Origin of the sequence: Aquibium sp. A9E412 (assembly GCF_030398335.1) — a bacterium.
GTDB lineage: Bacteria > Pseudomonadota > Alphaproteobacteria > Rhizobiales > Rhizobiaceae > A9E412.
Genome location: NZ_JAOAOP010000021.1, coordinates 46,862 through 57,718, shown reverse-complemented (window position 1 = coordinate 57,718; position 10,857 = coordinate 46,862). Strand labels below are relative to the sequence as shown.

The 10,857-nt window shown below is 71.9% G+C and carries 13 protein-coding genes; 7 read left to right on the top strand and 6 right to left on the bottom strand.

What is annotated here, in order from left to right:
• Positions 1-93 precede the first annotated feature (93 nt).
• The 6 genes from N1F89_RS10185 (at position 94) to N1F89_RS10160 (ending at position 5,967) form a co-directional block, all read left to right on the top strand.
• Positions 94-780 carry an SDR family NAD(P)-dependent oxidoreductase gene (locus tag N1F89_RS10185; RefSeq protein WP_290083819.1) on the top strand — a complete coding sequence of 229 codons (687 nt, stop codon included), beginning with the start codon at positions 94-96 and terminating at the stop codon, positions 778-780.
• A gap of 156 nt (positions 781-936) precedes the next feature.
• Positions 937-1,866 (top strand): alpha/beta hydrolase, encoded by a 930-nt coding sequence (locus N1F89_RS10180; RefSeq protein WP_290083818.1) that lies wholly within the window; start codon positions 937-939, stop codon positions 1,864-1,866.
• 81 nt (positions 1,867-1,947) lie between these two features.
• Positions 1,948-3,117, top strand: a complete 1,170-nt coding sequence (locus N1F89_RS10175) for a CaiB/BaiF CoA-transferase family protein (protein ID WP_290083817.1) — start codon at positions 1,948-1,950, stop codon at positions 3,115-3,117.
• Positions 3,118-3,210: 93 nt separating this feature from the next.
• Positions 3,211-3,939 (top strand): glycosyltransferase family 2 protein, encoded by a 729-nt coding sequence (locus tag N1F89_RS10170; protein WP_290083816.1) that lies wholly within the window; start codon positions 3,211-3,213, stop codon positions 3,937-3,939.
• Entirely contained in the window at positions 3,936-4,268 is a 333-nt protein-coding gene (locus N1F89_RS10165; RefSeq protein ID WP_290083815.1) for a lipid-A-disaccharide synthase N-terminal domain-containing protein, read from the top strand. The genes N1F89_RS10170 and N1F89_RS10165 overlap by 4 nt, the downstream gene beginning before the upstream one ends.
• Positions 4,234-5,967, top strand: a complete 1,734-nt coding sequence (locus N1F89_RS10160) for a glycosyltransferase family 39 protein (protein ID WP_290083814.1) — start codon at positions 4,234-4,236, stop codon at positions 5,965-5,967. Before N1F89_RS10165 ends, N1F89_RS10160 begins: the two co-directional genes overlap by 35 nt.
• 108 nt (positions 5,968-6,075) lie before the next feature.
• Here the strand turns inward: N1F89_RS10160 and paaE are convergent, their stop codons facing one another.
• From paaE to paaA, 6 genes are all read right to left on the bottom strand, one after another.
• Positions 6,076-7,155, bottom strand: a complete 1,080-nt coding sequence (gene paaE / locus N1F89_RS10155) for a 1,2-phenylacetyl-CoA epoxidase subunit PaaE (RefSeq protein ID WP_290083813.1) — start codon at positions 7,153-7,155, stop codon at positions 6,076-6,078.
• A gap of 7 nt (positions 7,156-7,162) precedes the next feature.
• A complete protein-coding gene (gene paaD, locus N1F89_RS10150) occupies positions 7,163-7,663 on the bottom strand; it encodes a 1,2-phenylacetyl-CoA epoxidase subunit PaaD (RefSeq protein ID WP_290083812.1) in 501 nt (166 codons plus the stop codon).
• A gap of 11 nt (positions 7,664-7,674) precedes the next feature.
• Positions 7,675-8,451: a 1,2-phenylacetyl-CoA epoxidase subunit PaaC gene (paaC, locus tag N1F89_RS10145; RefSeq protein WP_290083811.1), complete on the bottom strand. Its 777-nt coding sequence runs from the start codon at positions 8,449-8,451 to the stop codon at positions 7,675-7,677.
• Complete coding sequence (paaB, locus tag N1F89_RS10140; protein ID WP_290083810.1) at positions 8,451-8,738, bottom strand: 1,2-phenylacetyl-CoA epoxidase subunit PaaB; 288 nt, start codon at positions 8,736-8,738, stop codon at positions 8,451-8,453. Before paaB ends, paaC begins: the two co-directional genes overlap by 1 nt.
• Positions 8,739-8,850: 112 nt before the next feature.
• Positions 8,851-9,099 carry a hypothetical protein gene (locus N1F89_RS10135; protein ID WP_290083809.1) on the bottom strand — a complete coding sequence of 83 codons (249 nt, stop codon included), beginning with the start codon at positions 9,097-9,099 and terminating at the stop codon, positions 8,851-8,853.
• A 195-nt stretch (positions 9,100-9,294) separates the two neighbouring features.
• On the bottom strand, positions 9,295-10,290 hold the full coding sequence (gene paaA, locus N1F89_RS10130) for a 1,2-phenylacetyl-CoA epoxidase subunit PaaA (protein WP_290083808.1): 996 nt from the start codon (positions 10,288-10,290) through the stop codon (positions 9,295-9,297).
• A gap of 166 nt (positions 10,291-10,456) precedes the next feature.
• Between paaA and N1F89_RS10125 the strand changes: the two genes are divergently transcribed.
• Positions 10,457-10,840 carry a hotdog domain-containing protein gene (locus N1F89_RS10125; RefSeq protein ID WP_290083807.1) on the top strand — a complete coding sequence of 128 codons (384 nt, stop codon included), beginning with the start codon at positions 10,457-10,459 and terminating at the stop codon, positions 10,838-10,840.
• The last annotated feature ends 17 nt before the right edge of the window (positions 10,841-10,857 follow it).

The following is a 10,857-nucleotide window of genomic DNA, read 5'->3' as shown; positions in this document are numbered from 1 at the left end:
CCACCACGGTCCGTCGCATCGCCATCGTCGCATGCATGCGACGCCAAGCGGGGCCGCTTGGCCCTCGATGCACCGAGACCAGAGGTTGCCGCCATGCCCCTTGCCCTGATCGTCGGCGTCGGAGACGGCCTGTCCGCATCGCTCGCCCGCAGGCTCGCCGACCGCGGCTACGACCTCGTCCTGGCCGCGCGCGACACCGAGAAGCTGGCCGAGCTCGCGGCGGAGACCGACGCGGTTACCGCCGCCTGCGACGCGGCCGAGCCGGAGCAGGTCGAGGCGCTGTTCGCCACCGTCGACCGGCTCGAGGCGCCGCTGTCGGTCGCCGTCTACAACCCGTCGGCGCGGGTGCGCGGCCCGCTCGTTGAGCTCGCGCCGGAAGACGTGCGCCGCGCCCTCGACGTCACCGCCTTCGGCGCCTTCCTGGTCGCCCGCCAGGCGGCGCGGCGCATGCTGGAGGCGGGCTCCGGCACGATCCTGTTCACCGGCGCGTCGGCCGGCGTGAAGGGCTTCGCCCGCTCCGCCCCCTTCGCCATGGGCAAGTTCGCGCTGCGCGGCCTGGCGCAATCGATGGCGCGCGAGCTGCACCCGCAGGGCGTGCATGTCGGCCACGTCGTGATCGACGGCGCGATCCGCAATCCCGGCCGCACGGAGCCGGCCGACAGCCCAGATTCCATGCTCGACCCCGACGCCGTCGCCGAGGCCTACCTGCAGCTCATCGGCCAACAGCGCAGCGCCTGGGCGTGGGAGATCGAGCTGCGCCCCTGGGTGGAGCGCTTCTGAGGCCGTGCCGCCGGCGATCCGTGACCGCGGCCCCTGGAGAGCCGTCCTGCTCGTCGCGGAATCGCAGATCGGCTCTAACCTATCGTCTCGACGCGTTGGCGGACGGCAAAACCGGCGTCCACGTCGCCTGAAACCGCTGTAGCCACGGGTGAGACCATGCCCTTCGAACCGCCGACCAGCCTGCGATCGCCGACGGGCGCCGAGCTCAGACTGTTCAGCCGTCCGGCCGAGGGCCGGCCGCGCGCCGTGGTGCAGATCAACCACGGCCTGGCCGAGCACGCCGCGCGCTACGGCCGCTTCGCCGACGCGCTGGCCGCACGCGGCTTCCATGTCTACGCGCACGACCATCGCGGCCATGGCGGCACGCACGCGCCGGACGCGCCGCCGCGCAGCTTCGGCGCCGGGCGCGCCAGCGACAAGGTGATCGCCGACGTCGCCGCCGTGCACGACCGCATCGCGCGGCTCAACCGCGGCCTGCCGGTCATCGTGTTCGGCCATTCGATGGGCGGGCTGATCGCGCTCGGCTTCGCGTTGCGCCATCCGCGCCGCGCCCACGCGCTGGCGGTGTGGAACGCCAACGTGTCGGCCGGGCCGGCCGGCCACCTGGCGCGCGGCCTGCTCGCCTGGGAGCGCATGCGGCTCGGCTCCGACGCGCCGTCGCGCCTGCTGCCGCGGCTCACCTTCCAGGCCTGGGCGCGCACGGTGCCGCGGGCGCGCACCGCCTTCGACTGGCTGTCGCGCGACGGCGCGGAGGTCGACCGCTACGTCGCCGACCCGCACTGCGGCTGGGACGCCTCGGTCGGCATGTGGCAGGCGGTGTTCGACCTGATCGCCTTCGGCGCCGCCGACGCCAACTACAAGGCGCTGCCGCGCGCGATGCCGATCCAGCTCGTCGGCGGCGCGCACGACCCGGCGACGGCCGGCGGCAAGGCGGTCGAGCGGCTCGCCGCGCGGCTGCGCGCGATGGGCTTTTCGAATCTGCAATCAAGGGTTTACGCGGAGACCCGGCACGAATCCCTCAACGAGGTGAATCGCGACCTCATCACGCGCGACTTCACCGACTGGGCCGAGCGCGCCATCGCCTGAGGGGGCGGCCGGCGCGGGCTTACCTCGCGCGGCGTAATCTGCTAGGCAGCGGCCCCGACCCCGCCCGCAGCAGATCCCGCCATGGCCCCTCCTCCCCTCAAAGGCATCCGCGTCATCGAGCTCGCCCGCATCCTCGCCGGGCCGTGGGCGGGCCAGCTTCTCGCCGACCTCGGCGCCGACGTGATCAAGGTCGAGAACCCGGCCGGCGGCGACGACACGCGCGGCTGGGGGCCGCCCTTCGTGACCGGCGCCGACGGCGCCGACCTGTCGGCCGCCTATTACCACGCGGCCAACCGCGGCAAGCGCTCGGTGACCATCGACTTCCGCAGCGAGGACGGCGCGCGCGCCCTGCGCAAGCTGATCGCCGGGGCCGACGTGGTGATCGAGAACTTCAAGTCGGGCGGGCTCGCCAAATACGGCCTCGACTACGACAGCGTGCGCGCCCTCAACCCGCGTCTCGTCTACTGCTCGATCACCGGCTTCGGCCACACCGGCCCCTACGCGCCGCGCGCCGGCTACGACTTCATCATCCAGGGCATGTCGGGCCTGATGTCGATCACCGGCGCGGCCGGCGGCGAGCCGCAGAAGGTGGGCGTGGCGGTCAGCGACCTGTTCACCGGGCTCTACAGCGTCATCGCGATCCAGGCCGCGCTGCGCCATGCCGAGGCGACCGGCGAGGGCCAGCACGTCGACATGGCGCTGTTCGACGCGCAGATCGCCGTGCTCGCCAACCAGAACCTCAACTATCTGGTGTCGGGCACCTCGCCCGTGCAGATGGGCAACGCGCATCCCAACATCGCGCCCTACGAGGTGCTGCCGGTCGCCGACGGCCACGTCATCCTGGCGGTCGGCAATGACGGCCAGTTCCGCCGCTTCTGCGCGGTGGCCGGCCTCGAGCGGCTGGCCGAGGACGCCGACTTCGCCACCAACAAGGCGCGCGTGGCCAACCGGGCGCGGCTGCGCGAGGCGATGGTCGCCGCGCTGGCGGCGCTGCCGCGCGACCGCCTGCTCGCCGACCTCGAGGCGGCCGGCGTGCCGGCCAGCCCGATCAACACGATCGGCGAGATGTTCGCCGACCCGCAGACGGTGGCGCGCGGCATGCAGATCACGCTGCGCGACGACGCCGGCACGGCGCTGCCCGGCGTGCGCGCGCCGATCAGCCTGTCGGCGACGCCGCTCGCCTACGAGCGCCCCTCGCCGCGGCTCGGCGAGCACACCGAAGAGGTGCTGCGCGAGATCGGCGAGGCGTGAGGCCGCGGCCGGCGGGATTTTCCGCGGTGGCCTTGCCGGGGCAAGGGTGCTAAGAGGCGCCGTTTCCGGGCGAGTTGCCTCCAGACATCCAGAATGCCAGCGATTTCGATTGTGATCCCGTGCCGCAATGAAGGCGCGAACCTGCCCGGGCTCCTCGACGAGGTGGCCGCGGCCATGGCCGGTCGCGACCACGAGGTGCTGGTCGTCGACGACGGCTCGAGCGACGACACGCAGGCGGTGATGGGCGCGCGCATCGCGGCGGCCGGCGACGGCCGGCTGCGCTGCCTGACCCACGACCGCTCGGCCGGCCAGAGCGCGGCGATCCGCACCGGCATGCTGGCCGCCAGGAGCCCGATCGTAGTGACGATGGACGGCGACGGCCAGAACGACCCCGCCTATCTGCCGCGGCTCGCCGACGCGCTGGAGGCCGCCGGACCGGGCACCGCGCTGGTCGCCGGCCAGCGCCTCAAGCGCACCGACACGCCGCTCAAGCGGCTCTCCTCGCGCTTCGCCAACGGCCTGCGCCAGGCGATCCTGAAGGACGACACGCGCGATTCGGGCTGCGGGCTGAAGGCGGTGCGCACCGAGGTGTTCCGCCGGCTGCCCTTCTTCGACGGCTGGCACCGCTACCTGCCCGCGCTGGTGCTGCGCGAGGGCCACGCGATCGCCCATCTCGACGTGGTCGACCGCGCGCGCCGGCACGGCCGCTCGAACTACGGTATCGTCGACCGCGGCCTGCGCGGCATCCTCGACCTTTACGGCGTGTGGTGGCTGCGCCGGCGCTGCCGCCGCGTGCCCACCGCCACGGAGCTTGCCCCATGACGGACATTCTGGCCCCGCTCGCGCTGTGGTTCCGCGCCGTGTTCGTCGACCAGTTCGACGGCTGGGTGGTGCTCGGCTTCATCGCGCAGGGTTTCTTCACCATGCGCTTCCTGGTGCAGTGGGTGGCCTCGGAGCGGGCGCGGCGCTCGGTCATCCCGATCGCCTTCTGGTTCTTCTCGCTCGGCGGCGGCGCACTGCTGTTCATCTATGCGATCCACCGCCAGGACCCGGTCTTCATCGCCGGCCAGGGCCTCGGCCTCGTGATCTACATCCGCAACCTTTGGCTGATCGCCAATGAGCGCAAGTCGCCCCTCGCCGACGCCGACTGAGGCCGCGCCGGGCGGCGCGGTGGCGGCCATGGGCGGTGCGGCCGGCCATGCGCTGCGCTGCGCGCTTCTGGTGCTCGTTTGCCTGTTCGCCTTCGTGCCGGGCATCGCACAGCTTCCGCCGACCGACCGCGACGAGTCGCGCTTCGTGCAGGCCTCGCGGCAGATGGCCGAGACCGGCGACTATGTCGACATCCGCTTCCAGGACCAGACCCGCTACCTGAAGCCGGTCGGCATCTACTGGCTGCAGAACCTCGCCGTCGCCGCCCAGGGCGACGGCGCCGACGCGCCGATCTGGGCCTTCCGCAGCGTCTCCGTCGCGGCCGCCATTCTCGCCGTTCTCGCCACCTACTGGGCCGGCCTGCGGCTGTTCGGCCCGCAGGCGGCCTTCCTCGCCGCGCTCGGCCTGGCCGGCATCGTGATGCTGAATTTCGAGGCGCGCATCGCCAAGACCGACGCCACGCTGCTCGCCGCCTCGGTGGCCGTGCAGGCGGCGCTGGCGCATATCTATCTCGGCGCCCGCCAGGGCCGCGCCGTGCCGGCGCTGGCGCCCTGGCTGTTCTGGATCGCGATGAGCGTCGGCCTGCTCGTCAAGGGGCCGATCACCCCGGCGCTCGCGCTCGCCACGATCGCGACGCTGTCGCTCTACGACCGCGACTGGCGCTGGCTCTCCGGCCTCCGGCCGCTGCGCGGCCTGGCGCTGACGGCGCTGCTGGTGGCGCCGTGGCCGATCGCCATCACGCTGGAATCGGGCGCCACCTTCTGGCGCGAGGCGCTCGGCCGCGACATGTTCGCCAAGATCACCAGCGGCCAGGAATCGCACGGCTTCCCGCCCGGCTACTACGCCGTCACCTTCGTCGTGTTCATGTGGCCCTTCGCGCTGGAGACGCTGCGCGCCGGGCTGAAGGGGCTGAACCGGATGGCCGGCGACCCGCGCATCGCCTTCTGCGTCGCCTGGTACGTTCCGTTCTGGCTGGTCTTCGAGCTGATCCCCACCAAGCTGCCGCATTACGTGCTGCCGGCCTACCCGGCGATCCTCATCCTGATGGGCTGGGCGCTGACGGAGCCGGGCGCCGCCGACACGCCGCTGCGCCGCTGGCAGGTCTGGCTGATGCGCGCGGCGGTCTTCGGCTGGGGGCTGATCACCGTCGGCCTGGCGGCGATCGCCGCCGGCCTGCTGCCCTTCGTCACCGGCACCTGGAGCCTGTGGGGCCTCCTCGCGGCGGCGCTGGCGCTGCTTGCCGGCTGGCTCGGCTCGGGCTTCCGGCCGCCGCTGCCGCCGCTGCCGCGCATCCTCGCCGCCACGCTGAGCGCCGGCGCGCTGTTCGGCCTGCTGACGCAGCAGATCCTGCCGGCCGCCAAGCCGCTGTGGCTCAGCACCACCATCGCCGAGGCCTTCGAGGCGAACCGGCCGTGCCCGGACTCCGTGCTCGCCTCGGCCGGCTTTTCCGAGCCCAGCCTGGTGGTGCTCGCCGGCACGCCGACGCGGCTGACCGGCGCGCAGGGCGCGGCCGATCATCTGGCGGCCGACCCGCAATGCGCCGTCGCCGTCGTGCTCGACAGCTATCTGGCCGATTTCCACGCCGCGCTGCCGGGCGGCGAGGCCGCCGTCGAACGGCTCGCCACGATCAGCGCGCTCGACTACACCAAGGGCGTGGCGCGCGAGATGGTGATGGTGCGACTGGCGCCGCCGGCCGAGTGAACGATTCCGGCCGAGCCGGAAACCGCTTCGCCGCCCGCGAATCCGTCAGATCAGCAAGTCGGCGCCGATCCGCGGTTTCGTGAAACGCAGGACGGCTCCGGCGCCGCCTCACGCGGCGTCGAAGTCGAGCACCAGCCGGTCGCTCGTCGGCCGCGTCTGGCAGGCCAGCGTGAAGCCCGCCTCCAGCTCCCACGGCTCGAGCGAGAAGTTGACGGCCATCTCGCCGCTGCCCTCGGTGATGCGGCAGCGGCAGGTGCAGCACATGCCGCCGGCGCAGGAATAGGGCAGTTCCACGCCCGCCTTGTGGGCGGCGTCGAGCACGGTGTCGCCGGCCTCCGTCACCGCAAAGCGGCGCCTGACGCCGTCGAGCAGCACCTCGACCGCCACGCCGTCGGCCGTCGCCGCCTCGACCGCCTTCGACGGCTTGCGCGGCGCCGGCGCGTCGCCGGCCGGCGTGAAGCGCTCGAAGCGGATGCGGTCGCGCGCCACGCCGAGCGCCTGCAGCACGCCCGAGACGTCGTCGATCATCGCCCCCGGCCCGCACAGGAAGACGCCGTCGGCGCCGCCCGGATCGATCAGCCCGCGCTCGGCCAGCAGCCGGATGCGCGCGCCGTCGATGCGGCCGTTGAGCAGGTCGACGTCCTGCGTCTCGCGCGACAGCAGATGGACCAGCGAGAAGCGGCCCATATGGCTGTCCTTCAGGTCCTGCAGCTCCTCGCGGAACATGATCGTATCGGTGCTGCGGTTGCCGTAGACCAGGGTGACGGTGCTGTCGGGCTCGTGGCCGAGCACTGTCTTGGCGATCGACAGCATCGGCGTAATGCCGGAACCCGCGGCGATCAGCAGATAGTCGTGCCGCTCGCCCCTGAGCGAGGTGAAGCGGCCTTCCGGCGGCATGACGCGGATCGTGTCGCCGACCGTCAGGCGCTCGTTGACGAAGGTCGAGAAGCGGCCGTCGGCCACCTTCTTGACGCCGACCTTGAGATGCGGCTCGCCGGGCGCCGAGCAGATCGAGTAGGAGCGGCGCGCCTCCGCCCCGTCGATCTCGGCCAGGAGCGTCAGATACTGGCCGGGCGTGAAGGCGAAGGTGTCGGCCAGCTCGGCCGGCACCTCGAAGGCGATGGCGACCGCCTCGGGCGTCTCGCGCACGATCTCGGCGACTTTCAGCGCGTGGAAACGGGGGGCCATGGCGTCCTCAGATGCATTTGAAGTAGTCGAACGGCTCGGCGCAGGCGCGGCAGCGGTAAAGCGCCTTGCAGGCGGTCGAGCCGAACTCCGATACGCGCTCGGTGTCGCGCGATCCGCAGCGCGGGCAGGCGACCTCGGTCTCGCCGAACAGCGCGCGCAGCGAGCGCGACGCCTGTTCCGGCGGCGCGATGCCGTAGGCGCGCAGCTTCTCGCGGCCTGCCGCGCTGATCCAGTCGGTCGTCCAGGCCGGCGAGACGACGCGCTCGACGCGCGGCTCGAAGCCGGCCTCGCGCAGCGCCGCCTCGACCGACAGCTCGATGGCGAGCACGGCCGGGCAGCCCGAATAGGTCGGCGTCAGCCGCGCCACCGCGGTGCCGCCGTCGACCTCGACGCCGCGCAGGATGCCGAGATCGGCGATCGACAGCACCGGAATCTCCGGATCGACGACGGAGGCCGCCGCGCGGTAGGCGCGTTCGGCGGGCGACGGGACGGCGGCGGCTTCGGTCACCGTCTCCTCCCTCACCAGGTCGCCCCGGGATAGCTGCGCTGCATGTGTTGCAGCTCGGCCAGCAGGAAACCCATCGCCTCGCCGTGCCGGCCGGCGCGGCCGCCAGTCTGCGCCCAGCGCGCCTGCGGCCGCTCGAGCCGGGCCTCGGCGAAGATGCGCGCCACGGTGGCGTCGAAGTCGGCGCGCAGCGAGGCCGGCTCGGGCGCCACGCCGGCCGCCGCCACGGCCCGGGTCACCGCGTCGGTCTCGAACAGCTCGTCGACATAGGGCGCCAGCGCCTCGGCCGCCTCGGCCATGCGCCGCGCGCTCTCGGCCGTGCCGTCGCCGAGCCGCACCACCCATTCGCCGGCATGGCGGATGTGGTAGGCGACCTCCTTGACCGCCTTGTCGGCGATGCCCTTCAGCGTGGCGTCGGCGGAGGCGCCCATGCCGCGCCACATCGGCTCCATGAAGGCGGCGAAATAGAGCTGGCGCAGCATGGTGTGCGCGAAGTCGCCGTTCGGCCGCTCGACCATCAGGCAGTTCACGTAGTCGCGCTCGGGCCGCAGATAGGCGAGCGCGTCCTCGTCGCGTCCGCGGCCCTCGAGCGCGCCGGCATGGCTGTAGAGCGCGCGCGCCTGGCCGATCAGGTCGAGCGCCATGTTGGGCAGCGCCAGATCCTCCTCCAGCGTCGGCGCGTGGCCGCACCATTCCGACAGCCGGTGGCCGAGCACCAGATGGTCGTCGGCCAGCCGCAGCACGAAGGCGGTCAGCGTGGCGCGGTCGAGCGTGGCTGGGGCCGCCTCCATCACATGTGCCCCACGTCTTCGGGAATGTCGTAGAAGGTCGGGTGGCGGTAGACCTTGGAGGCGGTCGGCTCGAAGTTCTCCGCCTTCTCGGCCGGGTCCGACGCCGTGATCGCCGCCGACGGCACGACCCAGATCGAGGTGCCCTCGCCGCGCCGGGTATAGACGTCGCGCGCGGCCTGCAGCGCCATCACCGCGTCGGCCGCGTGCACCGAGCCGCAATGCTTGTGCGCCAGCCCGTTGCGCGGCCGGATGAAGACTTCCCAGAGCGGGGTCAGGTTCTTCGTCATCGTGCTCGTCTCCTTGAGACTGTTGCGGCCGGCGCGCCCCTTCGATGCGGCACGACCAATCGGGCGGGCTGCGAGATCGTCCGCCAGCCGCGGCGCGCCTCCCGCCTCACGACTATTCGGCGGCCGGCTGCGGAACGGAGATCAGCCTGTGTGGCTGACCGGCCGTCGCCGGCGACAGCGGTTCGCCCTTCACGTGGACGTGCGCGATCCATTCGTCCACGATTTCCACCAGTTCATCGAAGACCGCCCGTTCGTCCTGGCCGTGACAACCGCCGCGGAACAGGCCCGAAGCCGTGCCGATGGAGCAGCCGTCCTCTTCGGACCGGGCGACGACCTTCAGATAGCGAGCGCTGTCTTTCATCTCATTGCGTCCTTGATCGCGGTCCTGACCAGCTTCTCCTGATAGCGCTGCGCGTCGGCGCCGGGCTTGCCGGAGATGGTGAGGCGTATGTTCTTCTCCTCGAAGACGACGTTCCGATGGCTGCCTTTGCCGCCTACGTCTCGGAACCCCGCGCTCCAGCTCCGCGATCAGCGCGCGTATCTTCGGCGGCACGGCTCACTCGGCCGCGATCTTCGCCGCGTCCTGCCGCGCGCGGCGCTTCTCGGCATGCGCCAGCGCCGCCTCGCGCACCCAGGCGCCGTCCTCCCAGGCCTTGCGGCGCGCGGCGATGCGCTCGCGGTTCATCGGCCCGCCGCCCTTCACCACGCGCCAGAACTCGTCCCAGTCGATGGCGCCGAAATCGTAGCCGCCCTTGTCGGCGTTCCACCTGAGATCCGGATCGGGCACCGCGAGGCCGATGAACTCGGCCTGCGGCACCGTCGCGTCGACGAACTTCTGGCGCAGCTCGTCATTGGTGAAGCGCTTGATCTTCCACTTCATCGACTGGTCGCCGTGCTGGCTGTCGGCGTCGTGCGGGCCGAACATCATCAGCGACGGCCACCACCAGCGGTCGAGCGCGTCCTGCGCCATCGCCTTCTGCTCCGGCGTGCCGCGGGCGAGCGTCATCATGATCTCGTAGCCCTGCCGCTGGTGGAAGCTCTCCTCCTTGCAGATGCGGATCATGGCGCGCGCATAGGGGCCGTAGGAGCAGCGGCACAGCGGGATCTGGTTCATGATCGCCGCGCCGTCGACCAGCCAGCCGATGGCGCCGATGTCGGCCCAGGTGAGGGTCGGGTAGTTGAAGATCGACGAGTATTTCGCCTTGCCGGAGAGCAGCTCCTCGGTCATCTGCTCGCGGCTGACGCCGAGCGTCTCGGCCGCCGAATAGAGGTAGAGGCCGTGGCCGCCCTCGTCCTGCACCTTGGCGAGCAGCGCCGCCTTGCGCCGCAGCGACGGCGCGCGGGTGATCCAGTTGCCCTCCGGCAGCATGCCGACGATCTCGGAATGGGCGTGCTGGCCGATCTGCCGCACCAGCGTCTTGCGATAGCCCTCCGGCATCGGATCGTTGGGCTCGATCTTCTCCTCCGCGTCGATGCGCGCCTGGAAGGCGGCGAGGAAGGCCTCGTCCTCCGCGGTCTCGGTTTTCGCCCCGATCAGCCCTTGGCTATACATGCGCTGTCCTCCACTGTGCGGCCGGCACCGCGCGGGCGGCGCCCGTTGCCCGCCTCTTGCCGGGTGCTGACGGGCGCGCGCGAACCCGCGCCTTGCGGCACGCCCTTAATATGTAACAAAACACGACCCGGAAATCAAGATTTCGTAACACGACAAGGAGCCGCCCGTGACCGCCTTCACCGTCGAGGACGCCCGCCGCACGCTGACCGACGTGTTCGCCCCCTGGATCGTCGATCTGGGGCTCGAGCCCCTCGGCTTCGACGCCGCCGGCGGCGACTTCCTGCTGCCGCAGAACCCGCGCCTGGTGCATGTCGGCGGCGTGATCTGCGGCCAGGCGACGGCCTCGGCCGCCGACACCTGCGCGGTGGTCACGCTGGCCGCGCTGAACGGCCGCTTCCGCGTGTGCACCACGGTCGACCTGACGACCCACTTCATCCGCCCGCTCAAGCCGGCCCGGTGGCGATCCGCGTCGCGGTGCTGTCGAACGGCCGGCGCATGGCCTATACGCGCGTCGAGATGCGCGCGCAGGGCGACGACCGCACCGCGGTGAGCGCAACCAGCGCCTTC

Excerpts from the sequence above, each read along its gene's own strand:
- paaA (WP_290083808.1), bottom strand. The coding sequence starts at position 10,290 with ATGTATAGCCAAGGGCTGATCGGGGCGAAAACCGAGACCGCGGAGGAC.
- N1F89_RS10170 (WP_290083816.1), top strand. The coding sequence starts at position 3,211 with ATGCCAGCGATTTCGATTGTGATCCCGTGCCGCAATGAAGGCGCGAAC.
- N1F89_RS10180 (WP_290083818.1), top strand. The coding sequence starts at position 937 with ATGCCCTTCGAACCGCCGACCAGCCTGCGATCGCCGACGGGCGCCGAG.
- N1F89_RS10175 (WP_290083817.1), top strand. The coding sequence starts at position 1,948 with ATGGCCCCTCCTCCCCTCAAAGGCATCCGCGTCATCGAGCTCGCCCGC.
- N1F89_RS10185 (WP_290083819.1), top strand. The coding sequence starts at position 94 with ATGCCCCTTGCCCTGATCGTCGGCGTCGGAGACGGCCTGTCCGCATCG.
- paaE (WP_290083813.1), bottom strand. The coding sequence starts at position 7,155 with ATGGCCCCCCGTTTCCACGCGCTGAAAGTCGCCGAGATCGTGCGCGAG.
- paaC (WP_290083811.1), bottom strand. The coding sequence starts at position 8,451 with ATGGAGGCGGCCCCAGCCACGCTCGACCGCGCCACGCTGACCGCCTTC.
- N1F89_RS10135 (WP_290083809.1), bottom strand. The coding sequence starts at position 9,099 with ATGAAAGACAGCGCTCGCTATCTGAAGGTCGTCGCCCGGTCCGAAGAG.
- N1F89_RS10160 (WP_290083814.1), top strand. The coding sequence starts at position 4,234 with ATGAGCGCAAGTCGCCCCTCGCCGACGCCGACTGAGGCCGCGCCGGGC.
- N1F89_RS10165 (WP_290083815.1), top strand. The coding sequence starts at position 3,936 with ATGACGGACATTCTGGCCCCGCTCGCGCTGTGGTTCCGCGCCGTGTTC.
- paaB (WP_290083810.1), bottom strand. The coding sequence starts at position 8,738 with ATGACGAAGAACCTGACCCCGCTCTGGGAAGTCTTCATCCGGCCGCGC.